Origin of the sequence: Variovorax sp. GrIS 2.14 (assembly GCF_046115955.1) — a bacterium.
Classification (GTDB): domain Bacteria; phylum Pseudomonadota; class Gammaproteobacteria; order Burkholderiales; family Burkholderiaceae_C; genus Variovorax.
In genome coordinates, this window is sequence record NZ_JBJXIA010000005.1 from 88672 (window position 1) to 114646 (window position 25975).

The 25975-nt window shown below is 62.3% G+C and carries 33 protein-coding genes; 29 read left to right on the forward strand and 4 right to left on the reverse strand.

The window, feature by feature from the left end; translation table 11 throughout:
- The first annotated feature begins 2 nt into the window (after positions 1–2).
- The 22 genes from RCH10_RS10390 (at position 3) to RCH10_RS10495 (ending at position 16503) form a co-directional block, all read left to right on the forward strand.
- On the forward strand, positions 3–1115 hold the full coding sequence (locus RCH10_RS10390; RefSeq protein ID WP_409052305.1) for a VanZ family protein: 1113 nt from the start codon (positions 3–5) through the stop codon (positions 1113–1115).
- A 9-nt stretch (positions 1116–1124) separates the two neighbouring features.
- Entirely contained in the window at positions 1125–1484 is a 360-nt protein-coding gene (locus RCH10_RS10395; protein ID WP_187053972.1) for a ferredoxin, read from the forward strand.
- 3 nt (positions 1485–1487) lie between these two features.
- A complete protein-coding gene (locus RCH10_RS10400; protein ID WP_409052306.1) occupies positions 1488–2120 on the forward strand; it encodes an alpha/beta hydrolase in 633 nt (210 codons plus the stop codon).
- 25 nt (positions 2121–2145) lie between these two features.
- Positions 2146–3315, forward strand: coding sequence for a D-alanyl-D-alanine carboxypeptidase family protein (locus RCH10_RS10405; RefSeq protein WP_409052307.1), 1170 nt, complete (start codon positions 2146–2148; stop codon positions 3313–3315).
- Between the two features lie 177 nt (positions 3316–3492).
- Positions 3493–3870: a 30S ribosomal protein S12 gene (rpsL, locus tag RCH10_RS10410; RefSeq protein ID WP_013543948.1), complete on the forward strand. Its 378-nt coding sequence runs from the start codon at positions 3493–3495 to the stop codon at positions 3868–3870.
- A gap of 145 nt (positions 3871–4015) precedes the next feature.
- A complete protein-coding gene (gene rpsG, locus RCH10_RS10415) occupies positions 4016–4489 on the forward strand; it encodes a 30S ribosomal protein S7 (RefSeq protein WP_068630557.1) in 474 nt (157 codons plus the stop codon).
- A gap of 83 nt (positions 4490–4572) precedes the next feature.
- Positions 4573–6672: an elongation factor G gene (gene fusA / locus RCH10_RS10420; protein ID WP_187053975.1), complete on the forward strand. Its 2100-nt coding sequence runs from the start codon at positions 4573–4575 to the stop codon at positions 6670–6672.
- A 121-nt stretch (positions 6673–6793) separates the two neighbouring features.
- Complete coding sequence (gene tuf, locus RCH10_RS10425) at positions 6794–7984, forward strand: elongation factor Tu (protein ID WP_187053275.1); 1191 nt, start codon at positions 6794–6796, stop codon at positions 7982–7984.
- Positions 7985–8008: 24 nt separating this feature from the next.
- On the forward strand, positions 8009–8323 hold the full coding sequence (rpsJ, locus tag RCH10_RS10430; RefSeq protein ID WP_028250951.1) for a 30S ribosomal protein S10: 315 nt from the start codon (positions 8009–8011) through the stop codon (positions 8321–8323).
- Between the two features lie 578 nt (positions 8324–8901).
- Positions 8902–10089, forward strand: coding sequence for a hypothetical protein (locus tag RCH10_RS10435; RefSeq protein ID WP_409052308.1), 1188 nt, complete (start codon positions 8902–8904; stop codon positions 10087–10089).
- Positions 10090–10348: 259 nt separating this feature from the next.
- On the forward strand, positions 10349–10636 hold the full coding sequence (locus tag RCH10_RS10440) for a hypothetical protein (RefSeq protein WP_409052309.1): 288 nt from the start codon (positions 10349–10351) through the stop codon (positions 10634–10636).
- A 220-nt stretch (positions 10637–10856) separates the two neighbouring features.
- A complete protein-coding gene (gene rplC / locus RCH10_RS10445) occupies positions 10857–11534 on the forward strand; it encodes a 50S ribosomal protein L3 (RefSeq protein ID WP_187054835.1) in 678 nt (225 codons plus the stop codon).
- Positions 11534–12154 carry a 50S ribosomal protein L4 gene (rplD, locus tag RCH10_RS10450; protein WP_187053978.1) on the forward strand — a complete coding sequence of 207 codons (621 nt, stop codon included), beginning with the start codon at positions 11534–11536 and terminating at the stop codon, positions 12152–12154. Before rplC ends, rplD begins: the two co-directional genes overlap by 1 nt.
- Positions 12151–12489, forward strand: coding sequence for a 50S ribosomal protein L23 (gene rplW / locus RCH10_RS10455; protein WP_187053979.1), 339 nt, complete (start codon positions 12151–12153; stop codon positions 12487–12489). Before rplD ends, rplW begins: the two co-directional genes overlap by 4 nt.
- Before the next feature lie 2 nt (positions 12490–12491).
- Positions 12492–13316, forward strand: a complete 825-nt coding sequence (gene rplB / locus RCH10_RS10460; protein ID WP_187053980.1) for a 50S ribosomal protein L2 — start codon at positions 12492–12494, stop codon at positions 13314–13316.
- 10 nt (positions 13317–13326) lie between these two features.
- Entirely contained in the window at positions 13327–13605 is a 279-nt protein-coding gene (gene rpsS / locus RCH10_RS10465) for a 30S ribosomal protein S19 (RefSeq protein WP_007838132.1), read from the forward strand.
- A gap of 9 nt (positions 13606–13614) precedes the next feature.
- Positions 13615–13947 carry a 50S ribosomal protein L22 gene (gene rplV / locus RCH10_RS10470; protein ID WP_187053981.1) on the forward strand — a complete coding sequence of 111 codons (333 nt, stop codon included), beginning with the start codon at positions 13615–13617 and terminating at the stop codon, positions 13945–13947.
- 17 nt (positions 13948–13964) lie between these two features.
- Positions 13965–14897: a 30S ribosomal protein S3 gene (gene rpsC, locus RCH10_RS10475; protein WP_409052310.1), complete on the forward strand. Its 933-nt coding sequence runs from the start codon at positions 13965–13967 to the stop codon at positions 14895–14897.
- Positions 14898–14952: 55 nt separating this feature from the next.
- A complete protein-coding gene (gene rplP / locus RCH10_RS10480) occupies positions 14953–15369 on the forward strand; it encodes a 50S ribosomal protein L16 (protein WP_028250943.1) in 417 nt (138 codons plus the stop codon).
- Positions 15370–15425: 56 nt separating this feature from the next.
- Positions 15426–15635 (forward strand): 50S ribosomal protein L29, encoded by a 210-nt coding sequence (rpmC, locus tag RCH10_RS10485; RefSeq protein WP_187054836.1) that lies wholly within the window; start codon positions 15426–15428, stop codon positions 15633–15635.
- A gap of 9 nt (positions 15636–15644) precedes the next feature.
- On the forward strand, positions 15645–15914 hold the full coding sequence (gene rpsQ, locus RCH10_RS10490; protein ID WP_187053983.1) for a 30S ribosomal protein S17: 270 nt from the start codon (positions 15645–15647) through the stop codon (positions 15912–15914).
- A gap of 82 nt (positions 15915–15996) precedes the next feature.
- Entirely contained in the window at positions 15997–16503 is a 507-nt protein-coding gene (locus tag RCH10_RS10495) for a peroxiredoxin (RefSeq protein WP_409052311.1), read from the forward strand.
- Between the two features lie 75 nt (positions 16504–16578).
- On the opposite strand, the gene RCH10_RS10500 is transcribed toward RCH10_RS10495, so the two are convergent.
- Together RCH10_RS10500 and RCH10_RS10505 are read right to left on the reverse strand one after the other, a co-directional pair.
- A complete protein-coding gene (locus RCH10_RS10500) occupies positions 16579–17163 on the reverse strand; it encodes a GNAT family N-acetyltransferase (RefSeq protein ID WP_409052312.1) in 585 nt (194 codons plus the stop codon).
- 71 nt (positions 17164–17234) lie between these two features.
- Positions 17235–17732, reverse strand: a complete 498-nt coding sequence (locus tag RCH10_RS10505) for a TlpA disulfide reductase family protein (RefSeq protein ID WP_409052313.1) — start codon at positions 17730–17732, stop codon at positions 17235–17237.
- Positions 17733–17983: 251 nt separating this feature from the next.
- On the opposite strand from RCH10_RS10505, the gene RCH10_RS10510 reads away from it, so the two are divergent.
- Genes RCH10_RS10510 through ptsP form a run of 4 tightly spaced genes read left to right on the forward strand, consistent with a single transcriptional unit; the run spans position 17984 to position 20992 of the window.
- A complete protein-coding gene (locus tag RCH10_RS10510) occupies positions 17984–18466 on the forward strand; it encodes a hypothetical protein (protein WP_409052314.1) in 483 nt (160 codons plus the stop codon).
- Between the two features lie 25 nt (positions 18467–18491).
- Entirely contained in the window at positions 18492–18947 is a 456-nt protein-coding gene (locus RCH10_RS10515) for a PTS sugar transporter subunit IIA (protein ID WP_187053988.1), read from the forward strand.
- A complete protein-coding gene (locus tag RCH10_RS10520) occupies positions 18916–19185 on the forward strand; it encodes an HPr family phosphocarrier protein (protein ID WP_323501129.1) in 270 nt (89 codons plus the stop codon). Before RCH10_RS10515 ends, RCH10_RS10520 begins: the two co-directional genes overlap by 32 nt.
- Positions 19186–19195: 10 nt before the next feature.
- Positions 19196–20992: a phosphoenolpyruvate--protein phosphotransferase gene (gene ptsP / locus RCH10_RS10525; RefSeq protein ID WP_409052315.1), complete on the forward strand. Its 1797-nt coding sequence runs from the start codon at positions 19196–19198 to the stop codon at positions 20990–20992.
- On the opposite strand, the gene RCH10_RS10530 is transcribed toward ptsP, so the two are convergent.
- Both RCH10_RS10530 and RCH10_RS10535 read right to left on the reverse strand, forming a co-directional pair.
- The gene (locus RCH10_RS10530) at positions 20989–22632 is read right to left on the reverse strand and encodes a SulP family inorganic anion transporter (protein ID WP_409052477.1); all 1644 of its coding nucleotides are present in this window, start codon (positions 22630–22632) and stop codon (positions 20989–20991) included. The genes ptsP and RCH10_RS10530 overlap by 4 nt on opposite strands.
- Entirely contained in the window at positions 22632–23315 is a 684-nt protein-coding gene (locus RCH10_RS10535; RefSeq protein ID WP_409052316.1) for a ParB-like protein, read from the reverse strand. Before RCH10_RS10535 ends, RCH10_RS10530 begins: the two co-directional genes overlap by 1 nt.
- 149 nt (positions 23316–23464) lie before the next feature.
- Between RCH10_RS10535 and RCH10_RS10540 the strand changes: the two genes are divergently transcribed.
- The 3 genes from RCH10_RS10540 to RCH10_RS10550 are packed head-to-tail and all read left to right on the forward strand — an operon-like array spanning position 23465 to position 25951.
- A complete protein-coding gene (locus RCH10_RS10540; protein WP_323498775.1) occupies positions 23465–23920 on the forward strand; it encodes a hypothetical protein in 456 nt (151 codons plus the stop codon).
- A 52-nt stretch (positions 23921–23972) separates the two neighbouring features.
- Complete coding sequence (locus RCH10_RS10545) at positions 23973–24656, forward strand: response regulator transcription factor (protein ID WP_323498774.1); 684 nt, start codon at positions 23973–23975, stop codon at positions 24654–24656.
- Positions 24653–25951: an ATP-binding protein gene (locus tag RCH10_RS10550; RefSeq protein ID WP_409052317.1), complete on the forward strand. Its 1299-nt coding sequence runs from the start codon at positions 24653–24655 to the stop codon at positions 25949–25951. Before RCH10_RS10545 ends, RCH10_RS10550 begins: the two co-directional genes overlap by 4 nt.
- Positions 25952–25975: the final 24 nt, after the last annotated feature.

Consider the following 25975-nt stretch of genomic DNA (forward strand, 5'->3'; position numbering starts at 1 on the left):
ACGTGGCGGCTTCGCACAAGACCGCCGCGCTACCGCTTTCCCTGGCCTACGCGGCGCTGATCGTCTACGCCAGTCTTTATCCGTTCGCAGATTGGCGAGACCAGGGCATCGCGCCGTGGGCGTACCTGACGGCGCCGTGGCCGAAGTACTGGACCGGTTTCGATTTAAGCATCAACGTGATTGGCTACGCGCCGCTTGGCTTCCTGATGGCGGTGGCCGTGATGCGTGCGCGTTCCGACACCGGCGGTTTCAACGCCGTGCTGCGCGCCACGCTGGCGGGTGGCGCGATCTCTTTCGCCATGGAAACATTGCAGAGCTACCTGCCTGCGCGCATCCCTTCGAACGTCGACTTCGGACTCAACACCGTAGGCGCGCTCGTGGGCGCAACCTTGGCCGCAGGGCTGGAGCGCTTCGGCGCGGTGGCGCACTGGAGCCGTGCCCGCTCCGCTTGGTTTGTCGAAGACTCGCGTGGCGCACTTGTGTTGCTTGCGTTGTGGCCGGCTGCGCTGCTGTTCCCGGCAGCTGTGACGTTCGGGTTGGGCCAGGTGTTCGAGCGCATGGAGACGGGCATTGCCGATTGGCTGCAAGACACGCCGTTCATCGACTGGATGCCGGTTCGCCAGTTCGAACTCGAACCGCTGGTGCCCGGCGTCGAGCTGCTGTGCGTGATGCTCGGCGCATTGGTGCCGTGCCTGCTGGCCTTCGTCGTGACGCGCTCGGTGGTGCGACGCGCCATGTTGCTGCCATTGACTCTCGGCATGGGGATCGCGACCACTGCGCTGTCGGCGGCGCTGAGCTATGGCCCTGAGCACGCGTGGGCCTGGTTGAGTTTGCCGGTGCAAATCGGCATTGCCGCCGCGGTTTTCGCCGGTGCCCTGCTGCTCGCGGCGCCGCGTCGCTTTCTGGCCGCGCTGCTCCTGACTGCGCTGGTGCTGCACTTGAGCTTGCTGAACCAGGCGCCGGAGAGCGCGTACTTCGCGCAGACGCTGGCAACGTGGGAGCAGGGGCGCTTCATCCGCTTTCACGGACTGTCGCAGTGGCTCGGTTGGCTCTGGCCTTTCGTGACGCTGGGTTACGTGCTGCTGGTGCTGTCTCGACGGCCGCGGCAATCCTAGAATCTGCAGATGTCCAGTTTTTCATCTACGCCACCCGCTGTTGGCGGCTACTACGAACGCCACATCTTCTTCTGCCTCAACGAACGCAAGAACGGAGAGGATTCATGCGCCATGCACGATGCGCAACAAGGCTTTGATCGCTGCAAGTCGAAGGTCAAAGAGGCCGGGTTGTCCGGTGTTGGCAAAGTGCGCGTGAACAAGTCGGGCTGCCTCGACCGTTGTGCCGGCGGCCCGGTGGCGGTCGTGTATCCCGAGGCGGTCTGGTACACATTTGTCGACAACGAAGACATCGACGAGATCGTCGATTCGCACCTCAAGAATGGCCGGGTCGTCGATCGCCTGTTGCTCCCGCCTGACGTGGGCCGTTGAGCCGTGAACTCGCAAACCGAAAAGCTGAGCTTGCACGGCGGCGCGGGCGCGATTGAGGCTGAGCGCGACGCTGCCGCGGCGGGCACGCAGGCGCGCGGTGTGGTGGTCATTGCGCATCCGCATCCGCTCTTCGGCGGCACTATGGACAACAAGGTCGTCCAGACATTGGCCCGCGCCTTCATCGCGTCAGGCTGGACGGCAGTCCGATTCAATTTTCGCGGCGTCGGCGCCAGCGAGGGCGTGCATGACGAAGGACGTGGCGAGGCAGACGATATGCGTGCCGTGATCGAGCAAGTCGCGCCGCATGGGGCGCTGGCCATCGCGGGCTTTTCGTTCGGCGCCTTCGTGGCGATGAACACGCTGAGCGCGCTGTGGGCGGTGCGCGATGTTCAGCGCGTGGCACTGGTTGGTGCCAGCGTTGCACGGGTGCCGCCGGGACCGTTGCCGGAGGCGGCGCACGAACGCACGCTGGTCGTGCACGGAGAACAGGACGACACCGTTCCGCTGGCAGCCGTGCTGGACTGGGCGCGCCCGCAGTCACTTCCTGTCACGGTAGTTCCCGGGGGCGGTCATTTCTTTCACGGGCAATTGCCGTTGCTCAAGCAACTCGTCGCCCGCCACCTTCGCGTGGATTAGTTTCTCGTCTTTCTCCAACCCCCCAATGAATCGTTTCTTCATCGCGTTTCGTTCGCTGATGCTGGCGGCTGCCGCATCGTTCAGCCTGATCGCGACTGCGCAGGTTCCGGCGCCGCCGGAAGTCGCCGCGCGCAGTTATTTGCTGCTCGATGTCACGGCAAATCAGTTGCTAGCCCAAAAAGACATCGACATGCCGGTCGAGCCCGCTTCGCTTACCAAGTTGATGTCGGCGTATCTGGTGTTCGACGCGCTGCGCGCAAAGAAGATCACGCTGGCGCAGACCATGCCGGTGTCGCTCCGTGCCGCGAAAATGCCGGGTTCGAGGATGTTTATCGACCCGAAAATGCAGGTGCCGGTCGACGACCTGATCAAAGGAATGATTGTTCAGTCGGCCAATGACGCGACCAACGTGCTTGCTGAAGGCGTCGGCGGCACGCTCGAGCATTTCGTTGAATTGATGAACGAGCAGGCCAAGGTGCTCGGCATGAAAAACACGACGTACAAGAATCCCGAAGGATTGCCGGCACCGGGTCACATCACGACGGCGCGCGACTTGAGCATTCTGGCCACGCGATTGATCCACGACTTTCCCGAAGAAACCAAGTACTACGCGATCAAGAAGTACCGCTACCCTGGCACTCCATCGACCAACGACACCAATCGCAACGTGCTGTTGTTTCGCGATCCGACGATCGACGGCCTGAAAACCGGGCATACCGACACCGCGGGGTTTTGCATGATCGCCACCGCCAACCGCGACTTTCCGAACCTGCCGGGCGGCCGCAGGCTGCTGTCGATCATCCTCGGTGCGTCCAGCGAAACCGTGCGCGCCAACGAATCGCAAAAGCTGCTGAACTGGGGCTACACCGCCTATGACGACGTGCGGCTTTTCGATGCGGATCAGCCGGTTGCCACGCCCGCCATCTGGAAGGGCAGGGTCAACACCCTCAAGCTTGGCCGGCCTGAAGCCATCGTGGTGGCTGTGCCATCGGGCACGGCCAGTAAAATTAAGACGCAACTCGCCCGGCCTGACCCGCTGGTGGCGCCGATCACCAAGTTCCAGGCGGTCGGATCGCTGAAGGTCACGCTCGGCGACCAGTCGGTGGCCGACATTCCACTGGTTGCACTGGAGCCGGTGGAGCAGGCCGGCATCCTCGGCCGCGCCTGGGACGCTGTACGGCTCTGGATCAAGTAAGCAAGAGAGTTGGTTGGCGGCGGCTGGGCTGCTATACTCGTGGGCTTTTCGGAAATTCCCGAGGTGCCTTCGACGGCGCTCGGCGCTATTTCGAAGGGTTTCACGTTTTTGCATCTCAGGTCCCTCGCGTCACGACGAGGAATTCGCCGGGGATGCCGTTTTGGGACTAACTCATTCATGCCAACCATCAATCAACTGGTGCGTCAGGGTCGAACGGTCGAAAAGATCAATTCGAAAAGCCCTGCCATGCAGAACTCGCCGCAACGTCGCGGTGTCTGCACCCGGGTCTACACCACGACCCCCAAAAAGCCGAACTCGGCATTGCGTAAGGTTGCCAAAGTGCGCCTGACGAATGGCTTCGAGGTCATCTCGTACATCGGCGGCGAAGGCCACAACTTGCAGGAACACAGCGTCGTGCTGGTTCGCGGCGGTCGTGTCAAAGACTTGCCGGGCGTGCGTTACCACATCGTGCGCGGTTCGCTCGACTTGCAAGGGGTGAAAGACCGCAAGCAGTCGCGTTCCAAGTACGGCGCTAAGCGCCCCAAGAAGGCTTAAGCCTTCTGCGTTAAAAAACGGTGTTCGGCGTGCCTTGGCGGGTGCATCGAACGAAGTGGCCCGATTCTGGGCCGAGTAAGTGAGAGTTATTGTTGGCTCTCGCGGCGCTGGAAACGGTGCCAACTGAAGCAAAGAGGTTAGTAACATGCCACGTCGTCGCGAAGTCCCTAAACGTGAAATCCTGCCGGATCCAAAGTTCGGCAATGTCGAGCTGTCCAAATTCATGAACGTGATCATGGAAGGCGGCAAAAAAGCGATCGCCGAGCGCATCATTTATGGTGCCCTCGAGCAAATTGAAAAGAAGAACCCGGGCAAAGATCCGGTCGAAGCTTTCACCATGGCCATCAACAACGTGAAGCCGATGGTTGAAGTGAAATCGCGCCGCGTGGGCGGTGCGAACTATCAGGTGCCGGTCGAAGTTCGCCCGGTCCGTCGTCTGGCGCTGTCGATGCGCTGGATCAAGGAAGCCGCACGCAAGCGCGGCGAAAAGTCGATGGCCCTTCGTTTGGCCAACGAACTCATGGAAGCCACGGAAGGCCGTGGCGGCGCGATGAAGAAGCGCGACGAAGTGCACCGCATGGCCGAAGCCAACAAGGCTTTCAGCCACTTCCGCTTCTAAACGGTCCCCTCAAATCAGACTGGCTGGAAGCCCGACCCACCGCTTGGTGGGCGGGCTTTCATCCGTTAACGGAGTAATTTTTCATGGCACGCAAGACCCCCATCGAGCGCTACCGCAATATCGGTATCTCTGCGCACATCGACGCTGGCAAAACCACCACGACCGAGCGCATCCTGTTCTACACGGGCGTCAATCACAAAATCGGCGAAGTGCACGACGGCGCTGCGACGATGGACTGGATGGAGCAGGAGCAAGAGCGCGGCATCACGATCACCTCGGCTGCCACCACCTGCTTCTGGAAGGGCATGGCGGGTACTTTTGAAGAACACCGCATCAACATCATCGACACCCCCGGTCACGTCGACTTCACGATTGAAGTCGAGCGCTCGATGCGCGTGCTAGACGGTGCTGTCATGGTGTACGACGCGGTCGGCGGCGTGCAACCCCAGTCGGAAACTGTCTGGCGTCAAGCCAACAAGTACAAGGTTCCGCGCCTTGCGTTCGTCAACAAGATGGACCGCACCGGCGCCGACTTTCTCCGCGTGCGCCAGATGATGGTCGACCGACTGAAGGCCAACCCGGTCGTGATCCAGATCCCCATCGGTGCCGAAGAGCGCTTTCAGGGCATCGTCGACCTCGTCAAAATGAAGGCCATCATCTGGGATGACGACAAGGGCGTGACGTTCACGTACAGCGAGATTCCTGAAAACCTCGCTGAAGTCTGTAAGGAATACCGCGAAAAGCTCGTCGAAGCGGCCGCCGAGTCGAGCGAAGAGCTGATGAACAAGTACCTCGAAGGCGAGGAATTGACCGAAGTCGAAATCAAGGCCGGCATTCGCCAGCGCACGATCGCGGGCGAGATCCAGCCGATGCTGTGCGGCTCCGCGTTCAAGAACAAGGGCGTCCAAGCCATGCTCGACGCCGTCGTCGAATACATGCCTGCGCCGACCGACATTCCCCCGGTCAAGGGCATGGACGAAGACGAAGTGCCGACAACGCGCAAAGCCGACGACAGCGAAAAGTTCTCGGCGCTCGCATTCAAGCTGATGACGGATCCATTCGTGGGCCAGCTGACCTTCGTGCGCGTTTATTCGGGCGTACTGACCAAGGGTGACAGCGTTTACAACCCGATTCGGGGCAAGAAGGAGCGCATTGGCCGGATCGTGCAGATGCACGCCAACAACCGCGTCGAAGTGAGCGAAATTCGCGCCGGCGACATTGCCGCGTGCATCGGCCTGAAGGAAGTGACCACGGGCGAAACCCTGTGCGATCCGAATGCGATCCTGACGCTCGAGCGCATGATTTTTCCGGAATCCGTGATCTCGCAGGCCGTCGAGCCGAAGACCAAGGTGGACCAGGAAAAGATGGGTATCGCCTTGCAACGCCTGGCCCAGGAAGACCCTTCGTTCCGTGTGAAGACGGACGAAGAATCGGGTCAGACGATCATTGCCGGCATGGGCGAGTTGCACCTGGAAATCATCGTTGACCGCATGCGCCGCGAGTTCGGCGTGGAAGCTAACGTCGGCAAGCCGCAAGTTGCTTACCGCGAGACGATCCGCAAGACCGTCGAAGATGCCGAAGGCAAGTTCGTGCGCCAGTCCGGCGGCAAGGGCCAATACGGCCATGTCGTGCTCAAAATCGAGCCGCAAGAAGCGGGCAAGGGCTTCGAATTCGTCGATGCGATCAAGGGCGGTGTCGTGCCGCGCGAATACATTCCAGCAGTGGAAAAGGGTGTTGTCGAAGCGCTGACCCAAGGCGTGCTGGCCGGCTATCCGGTCGTCGACGTCAAGGTCACGCTGCACTTCGGCTCCTACCATGATGTGGACTCGAACGAAATGGCATTCAAGATGGCTGCGATCTTCGGTTTCAAGGAGGGCGCCCGCAAGGCCCAGCCGGTCATCCTCGAGCCGATGATGGCCGTGGAAGTCGAAACGCCTGAAGACTACGCCGGCAACGTGATGGGTGATTTGTCATCGCGTCGCGGTATGGTTCAAGGCATGGAAGACATGATGGGTGGCGGGAAGACGATCAAGGCTGAAGTGCCTTTGTCGGAAATGTTCGGCTACTCGACGACGCTGCGTTCGATGTCGCAAGGCCGCGCCACGTACACGATGGAGTTCAAGCACTACGCTGAAGCTCCGCGCAATGTGGCCGAAGCAATCGTCGCTGCCCGCGCCAAGTGATCTCCAGGTAATTCATCGATTTGTCTGCGACTGTGTGCCTCTCGTTGCCCGTGGCGAGAGATTCAGCAACATGGTGCAGACGTTAAACCTCACACGGGCCTGCTCTTTCAAGGATTGAAAAATGGCAAAAGGAAAATTCGCCCGTACCAAGCCCCACGTGAACGTGGGCACCATCGGTCACGTCGACCACGGCAAGACCACGTTGACGGCGGCCCTGGCCACCGTGCTGTCCGCTAAATTTGGCGGCGAAGCCAAGGCATACGACCAGATCGACGCGGCGCCTGAAGAAAAGGCCCGCGGCATCACCATCAACACCGCCCACGTCGAGTACGAAACGGCCAACCGCCACTACGCCCACGTCGACTGCCCCGGCCACGCTGACTATGTGAAGAACATGATCACCGGTGCTGCCCAGATGGACGGCGCCATCCTGGTCTGCTCCGCTGCTGACGGCCCCATGCCCCAGACCCGAGAGCACATCCTCCTGGCCCGCCAGGTCGGTGTCGGCTACATCATCGTCTTCCTGAACAAGTGCGACATGGTCGACGACGCCGAGCTGCTCGAACTCGTCGAAATGGAAGTACGCGAACTCCTGGACAAATACGATTTCCCAGGCGACGCCACCCCCATCATTCACGGCTCCGCCAAGCTCGCCCTCGAAGGCGACAAGGGTCCGCTGGGTGAAGAAGCCATCATGAAACTGGCCGACGCTCTGGACACCTACATCCCCCAGCCGGAACGCGCCATCGACGGTGCCTTCCTGATGCCTGTGGAAGACGTGTTCTCCATCTCTGGTCGCGGCACCGTCGTCACCGGCGCTGTCGAGCGCGGTGTCATCAAGGTTGGCGAAGAAATCGAGATCGTCGGCATCTCGCCAACCCAGAAGACCACCTGCACCGGCGTGGAAATGTTCAGGAAACTGCTCGACCAAGGCCAGGCTGGCGACAACGTCGGCGTGCTCTTGCGCGGCACCAAGCGCGAAGACGTCCAGCGCGGCCAGGTGCTCTGCAAGCCCGGCTCCATCAAGCCGCACACCCACTTCACCGCCGAAGTCTATGTCCTGTCCAAGGACGAAGGCGGCCGCCACACGCCGTTCTTCAACAACTACCGCCCGCAGTTCTACTTCCGCACGACGGACGTGACCGGTGCGATCGAGTTGCCCGAAGGCAAGGAAATGGTCATGCCCGGCGACAACGTCAGCATCACGGTGAAGTTGATCAACCCGATCGCCATGGAAGAAGGCCTGCGCTTCGCCATCCGCGAAGGTGGCAAGACCGTCGGCTCTGGCGTCGTGGCCAAGGTCCTCGCTTAATTCATACGGCTAAGGACACACATCATGGCAACCAAGCAAAAGATCCGCATTCGCCTGAAGGCGTTCGATTACAAACTCATCGACCAGTCGGCCGCTGAGATTGTCGATACCGCGAAGCGTACAGGCGCGATCGTCAAGGGCCCTGTGCCTTTGCCGACGCGCATGAAGCGTTTCGACATCCTGCGCTCGCCGCACGTCAACAAGACGTCGCGCGACCAGTTCGAGATTCGCACGCATCAGCGTCTGATGGACATCGTCGACCCGACCGACAAGACGGTTGACGCGCTCATGAAGCTCGACCTGCCGGCTGGCGTCGACGTCGAAATCAAGTTGCAATAAAATCACGGCAACGCTGAAATAAAAACCCGCCGGCAGCGATATCGGCGGGTTTTTTGCATTCTCGATATCCGCCGTGGCATGCTTCGCACGGCGCCGATCCGGCGTGCGATGCCGTTCTCGTTAAGGCCATGAACAACGTCAAACGTCTATTGCTCTCGGGGTGGTTTGCCGCTGCGCTATTGGTTGCCGCGTGCGGTGGAGGAGGCGGGGGCGGAGGTGGCGGATTTGCCTTTCTTCCCGTTGCACCGACGCCGGAAACCCCTGCGGCTCCGCCCGCCCCGTCGCCTGCTACAGCGGCCGTGATGGTCAACGGCCTTGTCACTTTCGACTCCGTGCCCAACACCACCGGATCGCTGGCCTACGCCGCCACGATCCAAAAGCCCGTTCGAGGCGCGACGGTCCAATTGGTGAGCACAACACAGGCCGTATTGGCTACGACCACGACAGACGCTTCGGGCAACTACTCCGCGTCCGTCGCGCAAGGCTCGACGTTCTTCGTGCGCGTGCGCGCGGCCTTGCTGAACACCGGGGCGTCGTCTTGGGATGTCACGGTGCGAGACAACACCCAAGGCGAGGGCGTGTATGCGCTGGAGTCGGGCTTGGTGGTTGCCGCGGGCGCGGCCATGCAAAAAGACGTCAACGCACCATCGGGCTGGAGTGGCACCTCGTACGGAACGTTGCGCGCGGCGGCTCCGTTTGCGATTTTGGACACGATATATATGACGCAGCAAAAGGTGCTGTCGGTCGCACCATCGACAGCATTTCCACCTCTGAAGGTTCTCTGGAGCGTTAACAATCTGCCTGCCTCGGGTAACCCTGCGCTGGGGCAAATCGGCACCACATTCTTTACAGCGGCAACCACCGGTGCGGCTATCTATGTGCTCGGCAAGGCGGACGTCGACACAGACGAGTACGACGCGTCGGTGATTGCACATGAATGGGGTCATTACTATCAGTCGGTTTTCAGCAGAGATGATTCGCCGGGCGGCGAGCATGGGTCGAATGACTTGCTCGACCGGCGAGTCGCCTTCTCTGAAGGCTGGGGCAATGCCTGGTCAGGCATTGCGTTGAATCGCGCGAACTACACCGACTCTGCCGGCCCAGGACAGAGCATCGGTTTGAATGCTAATTTGGCAGTCGGCGCTGTCGTGGCGAAGGGATGGTTCAACGAAGACTCGATCCAGTACGTGCTCTGGACGCTCAATCAGGTTGCGGGTTTCAGGCCCATTCATGCGGCGATGACCGGGCCGCTCAAAGCAAGCGCGGCGGTGACCTCCATTCATTCATTCAACGCAGCACTCAAGACGGCTTCAAATTCGGCAAGTGCCAGCATTGCTTCTCTGCTGACGTCCGAATCCATCGATCCGAACTCCGACGCCTGGGGCTCGACTGAGAGTAACAGCGGCGGTTCTGCCGTAGCCCTCCCGATGTATCGCACGCTGACTTCCGGTGCGGCATTGCCGAGCGTCTGTGTGTCGAACGCGTTGGGTTCGGAGGTCGGCGACAACAAACTCGGTAACTACGCATATGTGCGTCTGAGCGTGCTGGTGGCTAAGGCGTACCAGATCTCCGTGGCGGGTGGCGGACCCGCAACCGATCCCGACTTTCGTGTCTATAACGCGAGCGGCGTCGTCGCGAAGGCCGAAGCCGTCGCACCCGGCTCCGAAAGTGCACGCGTTGCGCTCACACCCGGCGAGTACGTGCTGGCAGTCACTGACTATCAAAACAAGGCGTCGTCGACATGCTTCACGGTTTCGGCCAATTGAGGATCGCGTCATGACAAATCTTTTCAGACTTGACCACCTTGCTGCGCGAGTCTTTGGCGCTTGCGTGGCGGCTTCAGCCTCAATTTCGTGCGCTGCGGCGCTCACCGGGTTGGTCGCAATTCCAGCGCAGCCGAGTTCCTCCGCTGGGTATGTCACAGCCATACAGAAGTCGAACAGTTCCAAGGTGGTTGTTCGATACAAGGTCGTTCCGCTTTCAAGCGCAGGACTTTCGGCCACGGTGAGCCTGACTTTCAGTGCAGTGACTGACGCCGCCGCGAACGTGCGCTTTACGTCCGATGCAGGCTTAAAAATGCTCGCGTCGCAAGCATTGGTGCCTTTGCCGATGGGTTCCAGTGAACTCGACATCCAGGTCGTGCCCGAGGCAGACGGGTTGTTCTACCTGAACGTCTTCACAACCCAAAACGGCGCTACCAGCGCAATATCGATCCCCATCGCAGCAGGCAGCGGAAAGCCAAAGCTCGACGCCATGGGTGAAGCCAAGCCGTCAGCGGCCGGCGAAAAAATCATCTCGATGCCTGTGCGCTAAGTAGCCGGTTGCGTCCCGCGACATTGCACTAACAGCATCGGCGGGCTATAATCACGGGCTCTGCCGCATTTTTGCGCGCCGTCTCCGGCATGCATCGTCGTTGCAGAGATTTATCAACCTTCTTTCGTGGGTCGAGTCTGGGTTTTCAGATTAGGCCAAACGCTGTCGCCAATTGAAGTGGCAGAGGCGAAAGAGGATTTCCATTTTTGGAGAAAACAAAATGAGTCTAAGTAACTCCCTCGGGTTGCTGGGCCGCAAGGTGGGGATGATGCGTCTCTTCACCGATGATGGGGATGCAGTTCCCGTCACGGTGGTGGATGTGTCCAACAACCGTGTGACCCAGATCAAGTCCGAAGAGACCGACGGATACGTCGCGCTTCAGGTGACTTTCGGTTCCCGCAAGGCATCTCGCGTGACCAAGCCCCTGGCTGGGCATCTGGCTAAGGCCGGTGTCGAAGCGGGTGAAATCATCCAGGAATTCCGTGTAACTGCCGATACGGCCGGTCAGCACAAGGCTGGCGGCGTCATTGCCGCCAGCAGCGTGTTCGCTGTGGGTCAAAAGGTGGATGTGCAGGGCACCTCGATCGGTAAGGGCTTCGCTGGCACCATCAAGCGTCACAACATGAAGTCGCAACGTGCGTCGCACGGCAACAGCCGTTCGCACAACGTTCCGGGCTCCATCGGCATGGCGCAAGATCCGGGTCGAGTTTTTCCGGGCAAGCGCATGACGGGCCACCTCGGCGACGTCACCTGCACGACGCAAAATCTCGATGTCTATCGCATCGACGAAGCGCGCCAGTTGCTTCTTATCAGGGGTGCGATCCCGGGTTCGAAGGGTGGCTTCGTCACCGTTCGTCACGCCATCAAGACCAAGCCGCAAGCCGAAGGAGCGAAGTAATGCAACTCGAACTCCTGAACGAACAAGGCCAGGCATCCTCGAAATTCGACGCGCCTGAGACCGTTTTCGGTCGTGACTACAACGAAGACCTGGTTCACCAGATCGTCGTCGCATTCCAGGCCAATGCCCGCCAAGGCACGCGCGCCCAGAAGGACCGCGAGCAGGTCAAGCATTCGACCAAGAAGCCATTCAAGCAAAAGGGAACGGGCCGCGCCCGCGCCGGTATGACCTCCTCGCCGTTGTGGCGCGGCGGCGGCCGGATCTTCCCGAACATGCCCGACGAAAACTTCTCGCAAAAGATCAATAAGAAGATGTACCGCGCCGGGATGGCGTCCATCTTCTCGCAGCTTGCGCGTGAAGGTCGTCTGGCTGTGATCGATTCGATCACTGTCGATTCGCCCAAGACCCAGCCGCTGGCTGCGCGCTTCAAGGCGATGAACCTTCAGTCGGTGCTGGTGATCGCTGAAGAAGTCGATGAAAACTTGTACCTCGCATCGCGCAACTTGGTCAACGTGCTCGTCGTCGAGCCACGTTACGCCGATCCGGTGTCGTTGGTGCACTACAAGAAGGTGCTCGTCACCAAGGGCGCCGTCGAAAAGCTCAAGGAGATGTTCGCATGAGCCGCATGAATCCTACGCCGGCCTTTCGGGGCCAGTTCGCCGAAGGCCGTCTGATGGCAGTGCTGGTCGCACCGATCGTGTCTGAAAAGGCAACGATGGTCGGCGAGAAGTCGAATGCAGTCACTTTCAAGGTGTTGCAGGACGCCACCAAGCCCGAAATCAAGGCCGCTGTTGAACTCATGTTCAAGGTCGAAGTTCAGGGTGTGTCGGTGCTCAACACCAAGGGCAAGGCCAAGCGCTTCGGTAAGTCGATGGGTCGTCGCGACAACATTCGCAAGGCTTACGTGACACTGAAGGCTGGGCAAGAGCTCAACCTAGTCGGGGAAGGCGCTTAATCATGGCCGTCATCAAGATGAAACCCACTTCGCCGGGCCAACGCGGCGCGGTGAAGATTTCGCGGGATCACCTGTTCAAGGGTGCCCCCCACGCTGCGCTGCTGGAGCCGCAATTCCAGAAGGCCGGCCGGAACAACAACGGTCACATCACCACCCGTCACAAGGGTGGTGGCCACAAGCATCACTACCGTGTGGTGGACTTCGTGCGCAACAAGGACGGCATCCCGGCCAAGGTCGAACGCATCGAGTACGACCCGAACCGCACCGCCCACATCGCGCTGGTGTGCTACGCCGATGGCGAGCGCCGTTACATCATCGCCCCGCGCGGTCTTGAAGCCGGTGCAACCTTGCTGAGCGGTGCCGAAGCGCCGATCCGCGCTGGTAACACGCTGCCGATTCGTAACATCCCGGTCGGATCGACAATCCACTGCATCGAATTGCAGCCAGGCAAGGGTGCGCAAATCGCGCGTTCGGCTGGTACGTCGGCAACGCTGCTGGCACGTGAAGGTGTCTACGCCCAGGTGCGCATGCGCTCCGGCGAAGTCCGCCGCGTGCACGTCGAGTGCCGCGCAACCATCGGTGAAGTCGCCAACGAAGAACACAGCCTGCGCCGTCTCGGCAAGGCCGGTGCGAAGCGTCACATGGGTATCCGTCCGACCGTTCGCGGTGTGGTCATGAACCCGGTCGACCATCCGCACGGTGGTGGCGAAGGTAAGACCGGCGAAGGCCGTCATCCAGTCGACCCATGGGGCAATCTGACCAAGGGCTATCGCACCCGTAACAACAAGCGCACGCAAGTCTTCATCGTGTCGCGTCGCAAGAAGTAAGGGTTAGCAAATGACTCGCTCACTCAAAAAAGGTCCGTTCGTTGACCATCACCTGGTGGCCAAGGCCGACAAGGCGGTGACGACCAAGGACAAAAAGCCGATCAAGACCTGGTCGCGTCGTTCGATGGTTCTGCCCGAGTTCATCGGTCTGACCATTGCCGTGCACAACGGCAAGCAGCACGTACCCGTGTACATCACTGACCAGATGGTCGGTCACAAGCTTGGCGAATTTGCGCTTACCCGCACGTTCAAGGGGCACCCCGCGGACAAAAAAGTCCAGAAGAAATAAGGAACGACCATGTCTGAAACACGTGCAGTCCTCCGCGGCGTCCGCCTCTCGGTCGACAAGGGCCGTCTGGTCGCTGACCTGATCCGCGGCAAGAAGGTTGATCAAGCGCTCAACGTTCTGCAATTCACGCAGAAAAAGGCCGCTGTGATCATCAAGAAAGTGCTCGAGTCGGCAATTGCCAACGCCGAGCACAACGACGGTGCCGACATCGACGAGTTGCGAATCACGACCATCTACGTTGAACAGGGCGCCACGCTCAAGCGCTTCACTGCGCGGGCCAAGGGTCGCGGTAACCGCATCAGCAAGCCCACGTGCCATGTGTACGTGACGGTTGGCAATTAAGAAGGCCTGGAAGAACTATGGGACAGAAGATTCACCCCACCGGTTTCCGCCTTGCGGTCACCCGGAACTGGTCCAGCCGCTGGTACGCCAGCAACAAAGATTTCGCCGGCATGCTGGCCGAAGACATCAAGGTGCGCGAGTACCTGAAGAAGAAGCTCAAGAACGCATCCGTCTCGCGCGTGATGATCGAGCGTCCCGCCAAGAATGCACGCATCACCATCTACTCGGCTCGTCCGGGCGTGGTGATCGGCAAGAAGGGCGAAGACATCGAGAACTTGAAGCGCGAGCTAAGCCGTCAACTCGGCGTGCCAGTAGCAGTGAACATCGAAGAAGTGCGCAAGCCTGAAATCGATGCCAAGCTGATCGCCGACAGCATCACGCAACAGCTGGAAAAGCGGATCATGTTCCGCCGCGCCATGAAGCGTGCAATGCAAAACGCGATGCGTCTCGGTGCCCAGGGCATCAAGATCATGTCGTCGGGACGCCTCAACGGCATCGAAATCGCACGTTGCGAGTGGTACCGCGAAGGCCGCGTGCCGCTTCATACCTTGCGCGCCGACATCGACTACGGCACCTCGGAAGCCAAGACCACGTACGGCGTCATTGGCGTCAAGGTCTGGGTTTATAAGGGCGACACGCTGGGTCGCAACGACCTGCCGGCCGTTGAGACTCCGCGCCCGGACGACGAACGTCGTCCGCGTGGTCCGCGTCGCGATGGCCGCCCGGGTGGTGATCGTCCAGGTTCGGATCGTCGTGGGCCGAGCTCTGGTCCACGCGCCGGTGCCCGCGGCCCGATCGGTGGTAACACCGCACCGGCCGATGGCAGCGACAAGCCCGCAGAAGCGACCGGTGGTGCTCCTGCAGCACCGGGTGCAGACTCGAAACCCGCCGTTAAGCGCGTCCGCAAAGCCGCGCCAGCTGCAGCAGCTGACGGTACCAAGACCGAGTAATCGGTCTTTCCTGGACGCGAAGGCGTCTGGGGCAGTCCTCACGGAGTAAGAAAACATGCTGCAACCCGCACGCAGAAAGTTCCGCAAGGAACAAAAGGGCCGCAACACCGGCATCGCGACACGCGGCAACGCTGTCTCGTTCGGTGATTTCGGTCTGAAGTCGATCGACCGCGGCCGCCTGACGGCCCGCCAGATCGAAGCCGCCCGTCGCGCTATTTCACGTCATGTGAAGCGCGGCGGCCGTATCTGGATTCGTGTGTTCCCTGACAAGCCGATCTCCCACAAGCCCGCAGAAGTGCGGATGGGTAACGGTAAGGGCAACCCCGAGTACTACGTCGCTGAAATTCAGCCCGGCAAGGTGATCTACGAGATCGTCGGTGTTCCCGAAGAACTCGCACGTGAAGCGTTCCGCCTGGCCGCCGCCAAGCTGCCGCTGCGCACGACCTTCGTCGCTCGCCAACTCGGCGCCTGAGGAGAAAACTGATGGCAACACGTAAAAAGAAAGACGCCGCGGCCAAGCCGGTCAAGGTGTCGAAGGCCGCTACGCTGCGCGACAAGGATGTCGCCGGCCTGAAGACCGAAGTCAAGGATTTGCAAAAGGCCCATTTCGGTCTGCGCATGCAAAAAGCCACACAGCAGCTGACGAACTTGTCGACGCTGCGCGTAACACGTCGCGATATTGCGCGTGCCAAAACCATCCTTGCGCAAAAGCAGCAAGAAACATCAGCCGCGAAGTAAGGAGTGAACATGACGGAAGTTAAAAAATCCCTCAAGCGCACCTTGATCGGCAAGGTGGTCAGCGACAAGCGTGAGAAGACAGTGACGGTGCTGGTCGAGCGCCGCGTGAAGCACGAGCTCTACGGCAAGATCGTTGCCAAGACCAGCAAGTACCACGCGCACGACGAAACGGGCCAGTACAAGCTGGGCGATACCATCGAAATCACCGAAAGCCGGCCGATTTCGAAGACCAAGAACTGGGTCGTGACCCGCTTGGTCGAGAAGGCCGCGGCAATCTGACCCCGACTTCGATGGCACGCGCTACGGCGCAATCAGAAACGGCCCACAATGTGGGCCGTTTTCATTTTCTGGAGTAGCTTGCATGATCAAAGTCGGTGACATCCTTCCCGCGACCACCCTGATGGAATTCTCCGAAGTGGAGGGCGAGGGTTGCAGCATTGGACCGAATCCGGTCGAGGTTGCCAAGGCCACCGCTGGCAAGACCATTGCGCTGTTCGCGCTGCCGGGTGCCTTCACCCCAACCTGCTCGGCAAAGCACGTGCCGGGCTACGTCGCACATGCCGCCGACTTCAAGGCCGCCGGTGTCGATGAGATCTGGTGCGTGAGCGTCAACGACGCATTCGTGATGGGTGCGTGGGCGCGTGACCAGAACACGGGGACGAAGGTGCGTATGCTGGCAGACGGAAGTGGTGACTTTGCCAAGGCCACAGGACTGACGCTCGACCTCACAGGCCGTGGCATGGGCGTGCGCAGCAATCGCTATTCGGCGCTCATCAAAGACGGGAAAGTCGCAACGCTCAACGTCGAAGCGCCCGGCAAGTTCGAGGTGAGTGATGCCGGCACGCTGTTGGCGCAAGCCCGCGGCTGACCCAAAATCAAGCCGAGCCGCCACTTTCGCTGCCATGGCAGCCGGCTCGACATCCGATCCAAACCTCAAATTCGATCAATAAAGATCGGCTTTGAGGTAGTGAGCCCCCGAAATCGGATTGTGATAATAGGGCGGCACCTCGACAAATCCGAGCTCTTCGTAGAGCGCGCGCGCTGACTCCATGTCGTCTATCGTGTCGAGCAGCACGCATCCGTAGCCGGCACTGCGTGCGGCGTCGAGCATCGCTTCGGCCAACTGTCGGCCTAGCCCCAGTCCGCGAAAGCCTGGCCGTACGAACAATCGTTTCATCTCCGCCGCGTTGGCGTAATCGGTCGAATCAAGCGGCCGCAGCGCGCAGCACCCCGCCACATGCGCGCGCATGCCATTCGCACGCTGCAGAGTCGGCGTTTGCGGCCTCGGGTGTGATGGGTTGACGTCGACCAGAGCCAGCAACAACGCACCCCGGGGCTCCGCATAGTCCCCCGGAAGCGCGACCAGCTCTTCATCAAAATTCTGGAAGCGAAGATCGATACCGAGTGCCGCTGCATATTCGCGAAACAGGGACCGTGCAGCATCGAATTCCAGCGCCTCGTCGGGCGTGGCCAGCACTACCGATGGCGTGTCGGTCAGCGGCAACGGGCGAGATACCGAAAAGCTCATACGCTGAGCCGGAGGGGCGCGGTCATCGGGCGAAAAAATATGCCGGTTGGCAAGACTGACAGATTAGCAACTCACGCGTCGGCAAGCAACTTCTCGATCAGCTTATGCAGCGCTGCGAAGTCAGGCTCGCCGACGTAGCGCTTGACGATCTCACCACGTTTGTTCACGACGAAAGTCGTCGGCGTGAGCGCGATGTCGCCCCATGCTCTGGCGACAGCGCCGGTGTTGTCGATGGCCACCTTAAACGGCAACTTACGCGTCTCGGCATAGTTCACGACATAGGCCGGCGGGTCGTAGCTCATGGCCACCGCCACGGTGTCATATCCCTGCGCCTTGTATTTCTCGTAGGTCGCGATCACCTTTGGCATTTCGGCGACGCACGTCACGCAGCTCGTCGCCCAAAAATTGACCAGAGTGACCTTGCCTTTGAAATCAGCCGCGCTTTGCTTGCTGCCGTCGAGCAGAACAAACGTAGATGCAGGCGCTGCTTCGCTCCCAGTGTTCAGGTAAGCACCCGCGCCGACGGCCAAGGCAATAGCCACCACGGCGGCATAGACGACTTTTTTCATGGGCAACCCGAGGAAGAAGGACGGTGAGATTTTAGTTCCGAGACGTGAAAACCTGCTCACGATGCCCGCGCAGCCGGGTCGCCAGAAGCTCCCGCGGCACATCGACGGCGGCCGTCTGTTCGATTTGGCGCGATAAGCTCGGTCCAATGACTGTGTATGTTGTTGGTTTGGCTCGGCGATGGTTCCCCGGCCTGCTGTTTTTGTTGCTCCTACCCGGCTGTAGCCCCGTTTTCAACTGGCGCGACGTGACCGTGACCGACAACCTCCTCGCGCTCCTCCCGTGCAAGCCCGACCGTGCGACGCGAAACCTCGAAGTCCCGGGCATCGAACGCATTTCGATCACTATGACCGGCTGCCCGGCGGGCGATGCGACTTTTGCCATTGCGCAAGCCGAAGCCGGCAGCGCCGCCCAGGCGGCAATGTGGCTCGCCGCCTGGAAGGCCTCGACGCGCGCACAGTGGCCGGATGCGCAGCTCACGGAAACAGTCGTCACGGTCGCTGGCGCCGACGAGGCATCGGCATCCCGCTTCACCATCACACGGGCGGCGGGAAAAGCCGCCCGAAAGGCCGCAGTGCAATCCGGGAGTGCCGAAATCGTCTGGTTCACAAATGCGGTCGATGCCACTCATGTGACGGTCTATCAAGCCATGGTTCTCGGTAAGCCGTCGGCCGCCGATGCGACTTCCACGTTCTTCGAGGGCGTGCGCCTCTCGGCACGTCGCAGCCCCGCATAATCGTCGACCTGCTTCGCATCCATCCATGAACAGTATTTTCATCATCGCCCACTCCCCGCTCGCACAGGCGCTGCGGCAGTGCGCGCTGCATGTGTTCCCCGATTGCGAGAACGTCATCGTCGCACTCGACGTGTTGCCCAACGTATCACCGGAAGAAACACTTGCCGCTGGGCGCATCACGCTGGCCCAGATGTTGAATCCGCCGCGCTCCCAGGTGCTCGTGCTGGCAGATGTTTTCGGCGCGACGCCGTGCAACGTGGCGCAAAAGCTTGTCGACGGCGTGCGATCGCGGCTCGTGGCCGGCGTCAATTTGCCGATGCTGTTGCGCGCCGTCACCTACCGGCACGAAACGCTCGATGCGCTGGTTCAGCGCGCAATCACAGGCGGCACCGCCGGCGTCATGCAAGTCGCTGTATCGGCCCCCCAAAACCAGGCGAGAAGAAAACCAAGTGATCAAGACATCCGTGACCATCAGCAATAAGCTGGGCTTGCACGCACGCGCGTCGGCCAAGCTCACCAAGCTCGCCGGCAGCTATCCGTGCGAGGTGTGGCTCGCGCGTGGCGACCGCCGCGTCAATGCCAAAAGCATCATGGGCGTGATGATGCTGGCGGCCGGAATCGGCGTGTCAATTGATCTCGAAACCGACGGCGAGCGCGAGCAGGAGGCCATGGACGCTCTGGTGGCGTTGATGAACGACAAGTTCGGCGAAGGCGAGTGAGACCCTTGCCATGACCTTCACGGTTCACGGTCTGCCGGTTGCCCGTGGCATCGCCATCGGGCGCGCGGTGCTGGTGGTGTCGAGCCGCATCGACGTGGCCCACTACTTCGTCAAGCCGGCTGAGATCGAGGCCGAGATCGAGCGGGTGCGCACGGCGCGCAACGCGGTGTCCGAAGAGCTCACCAAGCTGCAGGCCAGCGTCGCCCTGATGGGACCCAACGACGCGCCGCACGAACTGGTGGCGTTGCTCGAAGTGCACCAGATGCTGTTGCAGGACGAGGCCCTCACCAACGGCGTCAAGCACTGGATCACCGAGCGGCTCTATAACGCCGAGTGGGCACTGACCACGCAGCTCGAAGTCATCGCGCGGCAGTTCGACGAGATGGAGGACGAGTACCTGCGAGAGCGCAAGGCCGACCTCGAGCAGGTGGTCGAACGCATGCTGCATCGCATGAAGGGAACCGCCGCGGTGCTCGCACCGACACCGCCGCGCCGCAAGCGCCCTGCCGAAGCCGAAGACGACGATCTCACCGTCAACGACACCATCGATGTGCCACTGGTGCTCATCGCGCACGACCTGTCGCCGGCCGACATGCTGCAGTTCAAGAAGAGCGTGTTCGCGGGCTTCGTCACCGATGTCGGCGGCCGCACTTCGCACACAGCGATCGTGGCGCGCAGCATGGACATTCCGGCGGTCGTCGGCGCACGCACCGCCAGCCAACTGGTGCGGCAGGACGACTGGGTCATCATCGATGGCGACGCCGGTGTGGTCATCGTCGACCCGTCGCCGATCATCCTGGCCGAGTACGGTTTCAAGCAGCGTCAGGGTGACCTGGAGCGCGGCCGGCTGGCACGGCTGCGGCACAAGCCGGCGGTCACGCTCGACGGCCAGCGTGTCGATCTGCTCGCCAACATCGAGATGCCCGAAGACACGGCCGGCGCGGTCAAGGCCGGCGCCGTCGGCGTCGGGCTGTTTCGCAGCGAATTCCTCTTCATGGGCCGGGAGTCGCAACGCCAGACGCGACTGCCCAACGAAGAAGAGCAATACCAGGCCTACAAACGTGCAGTCGAGGGCATGCAGGGCATGCCAGTGACGATCCGCACCATCGACATCGGCGCCGACAAGCCGCTCGACAGCAAGGCCAGCAAGCAGGAGCACTTGAATCCGGCGCTCGGCCTGCGCGCGATCCGCTGGAGCCTGGCCGACCCCGCCATGTTCCTGACCCAACTGCGCGCCATCCTGCGGGCGGCGGCGCATGGCGCAATCCACCTGCTGATTCCGATGCTGGCGCACGCGAGCGAGATTCGCCAGACCTTGTCGTTGATCGATTTCGCGCGGGCCGAACTCGACAACAAGGGCATGGTGTACGGCGCGGTGAAGCTCGGCGCGATGATCGAAATCCCGGCAGCAGCGCTCACGTTGAAGCTGTTCCTGAAGCACTTCGACTTCCTATCGATCGGCACCAACGACCTGATCCAGTACACGCTCGCCATCGACCGCGCCGACGAGGCCGTAGCCCATCTGTACGACCCCGCGCACCCGGCCGTGCTCAAGCTCGTCGCAGACACCATCGCGGAATGCCGCCGCCAGGGCAAGGGCGTCAGCGTGTGCGGCGAAATGGCCGGCGACGTCACGTTCACCCGGCTGCTGATCGGCCTCGGTCTGCGCAGCTTCTCGATGCATCCATCGCAGATCCTCGCCGTCAAGCAGGAGGTGTTGCGCGCCGACGCCGGCAAGCTCGAGCCGTGGGCGCAGCGCGTGCTGGAGGCCGACGACCCGGCCCTGGCGATGACGTTGCCGATCTAGGACCTGTCGGATTTCTTCGGCGGCAGCAACGGAAGCTGCATCGCGTCGTCCACGCTCCACGGCGCATAGGCTGCCGCAGGCAAATCGGCCGACCTCACTTGTCCCAGCAAGTCCCGCACCGTGTCCTTGACCCGCGCCAGCACGAGCTGCGAACCGCGCTGCCGGGTCCATTGCGCGAAGTCGCAAAGTGCCTCGATGCTGGTGGCATCGAGATCGGGCGACTCTTCCAGGCTGAGCACCATGCGCTGGAGCATCGGCGTGGCTTCCGCGCGCGTGCGAAGAGTGGCGAACACGCCGTCGGCGTTGCCGAAAAACAGCGGCACCTCGGGTCGGGCGATGAGCACGCCGGGCGGCACCACGGCTTCGGGGTGGCGCGCCGTATCGACATAGTCGTGTCCGCCGTCCAGCCGGCCGAGCCAGCTGACGCCGGCGCGCGACATGCCGCGCAAGAGCATCAGCAGACTGAGCCCGATCGCGGCCAGCAGGCCGTCCAGCACGCCCAGCAGCAGCACCGCGGCCACCGCCACCAGCGCGATCAACCGGTCGCGTCGCCAGACGAACAGGGGTCGCAGCGCCGCCGGGTTGAGCGAGTGACTGACAGCATTGATCACGATCGCAGCCAGCAGGGGTTCGGGCGTGTGGGCAATCCATGGCAGCAGGGTCAGGACCACGATCAGCACCACGGCGCCGGCCACCAGCCCGGCGGCCCGGCTCTGTGCGCCGGCCGCTTCGTTGGCCGAGGTGGCCGAGTAGCCCGCGCCTACCGGCATGCCGTGGAACAGCGCGGAAGCGATGTTGGCGAGGCCGAGCGCGAACAGATCTCGATTGGCCGAGACGTTGTCGCCGTGACGCAGCGCGAACGTGCGAATCGACCCGTACGACTCGGCATAGAGGATCAGGGCCATCGCGAAGGCCAGCTCGCCCAGCCGCAGCCAGTCGGCGCGCGCGAGCTGCGGCATCCCGGGGCTGGAAAAGTCCAGCGTGAACGTCCCGACCGGTGCCACGTTCCAAGCCTTGCAATAGCCGCCGACATCGAGCGCAATGCCGATGGCGATCACCAGCAGTGCCGCGGGTACCGCACGCCAGCGCCCAAGCCCGCGCAGCAGGGCCAGCGCCACCAGTGCCATGGCGCCGCCCGCCCAGTTCCAGTGCGACCAGCCCGCGAGGAGCTCCCAGCCGAAGCGCAGAAAGTCGGTGTGCATCGGATGCACACCGAGCACCTTGGGCATCTGCTTGACCACGATGGTGATCGCGAGCCCCAGGGCAAAGCCACGCAGAACCGGCTTGGCGATCAGGCTGGACACCGCCCCCAGCCGCGCCAGCCCCGCGATGATGAAGAACACGCCTGTCAGCAGCACGATGCCGGCGCCCAGCGCCACGCGCAGCGCCGCATCCGTGCCGGCGAGCGATCCGGTCGCGGCCAGCAGCACCGCCGCCGACGAGGAGGTTGCCGAAACAATGGCAAAGCGGCTGTTGCCGAGGAGGCCGTACACCAGCAGTCCGGCGAACAGCGCGAGTACGCCGCTCTGGGGCGGCAGCCCCGCGATGCTGGAATAGGCCACGGCCTCGGGCAGCAGCAAACCTGCGATCGAAAGCCCTGCCACCAGGTCGGCGACAGCCGGCAGGCCGCGCCGGGCGATCACTCCGCCGACACCGGGGCGGTGCCACCCAGACCGCTGCTGACCGCCGACAAGCTCGCGCTGACGCCGGTCCAGCCTGGCAGGTAGCGCGCGCCCGGGCCCCGCGCCAGCGCGACCGCCTGCTGCAGTGCCTCGACCGGCAGCGCCTGGGTGCGGGACTTTTCCAGCGCCCGGCGGGGAATCAGTGGCCGAAAGAAGTCAGCCCAGAGAAATTCGGCAAACGGCGCCGCATCCTTGGCATAGCCACCGGCGGATCGAACGAAGCCTGCAAGGCTGCGATAGGGGTCGTCATGCAGCTTCGAGATTTCAGACGGAATGGCCTCGTAGTCCTGTCGCTTGCCTTTTTCGTCGTACGGATGCGCCCAGCGGTGGAATTCCATGAGACGCCAAAAAGCCTCGCCACGGATGGCCGACAGGTCGTCCAGTTGCATGACCCACACGGTGCCGACATCTTCCTGGTGCAGCGCCATGCCCAGATGGTGGTGGTCGACGATGTAATAGCGCCCTTCGGGACCCTTCACCGCCGGGAACCAGTGCGCGGCGAGCGTGTGCTTGCGCGCCTTCCGCTTGAGGCCGGCCCACTGCTCCCGCTTGACGGCGACCTCCGCAGCGCCGACGGTGATCTGGGTGGGGTGAAGGTCGGCAAGCGCGACGGCGATGAGGTGTTGTTGGTGTGTGGACATGTCGATGGTCATGGTGCCGCAGCTTTGCTGAGCAGCGCCTGAGGCATCGGTCGACATAAAACGAAACACGCCGATACCGCCGCGAAAGGACTTCGGGGCGCGCCAAAAGCACCATCGGACTTCCCCTTTTTCACACACAAGGAAGTCTCATGAAACCCTGGATCAAACGTTCACTCTTCGGCTTTGCCGGTGCCGCCATCGTGGCGGGAAGTCTCGGCGGCTGTGCCGCGCATCGCTGGGGCGGTGGCGACCCTGCGGAGTTCCGCGCCAAGATGGTCGAGCGCATCGGCGGCAAGCTCGACCTCGATACCGTGCAAAAGCAGAAGCTCGCCACGCTCGCCGACAAGCTGGGCGCACAACGCGCCGCCATGCGCGACGCGGGCGGAGCCGGTGGCATGCGTACCCAGTTCCAGTCGCTCTTCGCGGGCAACAAGCTCGACCAGTCCGCTGCATCAAAGATGGTCGACGAAAAGACGGCGGCGGTACGCACTGGCAGCCCGGACATCATCTTGGCCGCTGCCGATTTCTTCGACAACCTGAACCCCGCCCAGCAAGCCAAGGTGCGTGAGTTCATGCAACGCGGCGGCCGCCGCTGGAGAAGCTGAGACCTGCGCCCCGGCTTCGCTTGGCGCCGGGGCACTCATCCACAATCCGACCATGCCGCGCATCCTTCTGATCGACGACGACGAGCACCTGGGCGCGCCGCTCGCGAGTTACTTCGCGCGCTTCGACTTCACGCTCGACAGCGCCACGCGGCCGAGCGAAGGCCTAGCCAAGCTGCGCGCGACGCACTACGACGCCGCCATCCTCGATGTCATGCTGCCCGAGATGGACGGCTTCGCGCTGTGTCGCGAAATCCGCAAGGAAAGCGACATCCCGATCGTCATGCTGACGGCGCGTGGCGAGGTGATGGACCGCGTGGTCGGCCTCGAGCTCGGCGCCGACGACTACGTGCCCAAACCGTTCGAGCCGCGTGAGCTGGTCGCGCGCGTGCAAACCATCCTGCGGCGTCAACGCGCAGCAGCGCCCATGCCGACAACGCATGTACCGCGCCTCGTCTTTGAAGGCCTCGCCATCGATCTCGACAAGCGCGAAGTGCTGCGACAAGGCCACGCCGTCGAACTGACGGGCACCGAATTCGATCTGCTCGCGTTGCTGGCTTCCGAGCCCGGCAAGGTCTTCAGCCGCGACGACATCCTCAACAGGCTGCGAGGCCACGAGGCCGAGCTCTTCACGCGCGCGGTCGACATCGTGGTGAGTCGCCTGCGCAAGAAGCTGGAGCCGCTCGACTGCATCAAGACCCTGCGCAATGCCGGCTACGCGCTGGCCGTCGGGCGATGAATCGCACGAGGCATATCGAGCGCCGACGCTGGCGACATCGCTGGCGCCATTCGTTGCGTGCCCGTCTGCTCACCGTCTTTTTGTTGCTCGCCTTCGCGATGACGGCCGTCTTCATCGTCGGCATGCAGAGCACCTTCGCCAGCGGCTGGCGCGAAGCTGGCGTGCCCCTGGTATCCGACTACGCGAACCGGCTGGCGGCCGAGATCGGCTCGCCGCCCGATGTGTCGCGGGCCGAGGCATTGGCCGCACGGCTGCCGCTCGCGATCCGCATTCAGGGGCCGACGGTCAACTGGGAATCGCATCCCGATCGCACCGAGCGCCGCGGCTTCGATTCACGCGCCGGCGAGATGCTCGCCCGCACCACCGCCGACGGTCACCGCATCAGCTTCGGCATAGGCACCTTGCCGTGGCAACGCGGGCCGCATCGTTTCGGTTGGGTCACGCTGGCCCTGCTGCTGGCGCTGATCGTCTTTGCCTACGCCTACGTGCGCCGACTGCTGCGCCCGCTCGACGACATCCGTGCCGGCGCCGAACGCTTCGGTGCCGGCGACTTCGACAAGCCGATTCCGCTGCGTCGCAAGGACGAGCTGGGCGAGCTGGCGCGGCGCATCAACACGATGGCGCACGATATCCGCGGCATGCTCGATGCCAAGCGTGCGCTGCTGCTGGCGCTGAGCCACGAGCTGCGCTCGCCGTTGACCCGTGCGCGGCTGAACGCCGAGTTGCTGCCGGCGACGATCGAAGGGCTGCCCGAGCGCGATGCGCTGCTGCGCGACCTGAACGAGATGCGTGACCTCATCAGCGATCTGCTCGAAAGCGAACGGCTCGCAAGTCCTCATGCCGCATTGCAACGCGAGCCGGTCGACCTTGCGGCGCTGGTGCGCGAAACCGTGGCAGAGATGCCGCACGCCGCCGCGGTCGAACTCGACCTGGCGACGGGCCTCGCGCCATGCCAGCTCGACCGCACCCGCGTCCGCTTGCTGCTGCGCAACCTGCTCGACAACGCGCTGCGCCACGGCGCTGACGCTGCAGAGCCTCCGCGCGTGTCGTTGCAGTCATCCGGCGAAGGTGGCGGGGTCGCGTTGCAGGTGCGCGACTTCGGCCCCGGTGTGGACGATGCGCAACTGGCGCATCTGACGGAACCGTTCTATCGCACTGACAGCGCTCGCCAGCGAACGACTGGCGGCGTCGGGCTCGGCATGTACTTGTGCCGGCTCGTGGCTGAAGCGCATGGCGGCAGCCTGAGCGTGCGCAACGCTTCGCCGGGCTTGCAAGTCGACGTGCTGCTCGATTGATCGATTGCCATCAGCGGCAGCGCG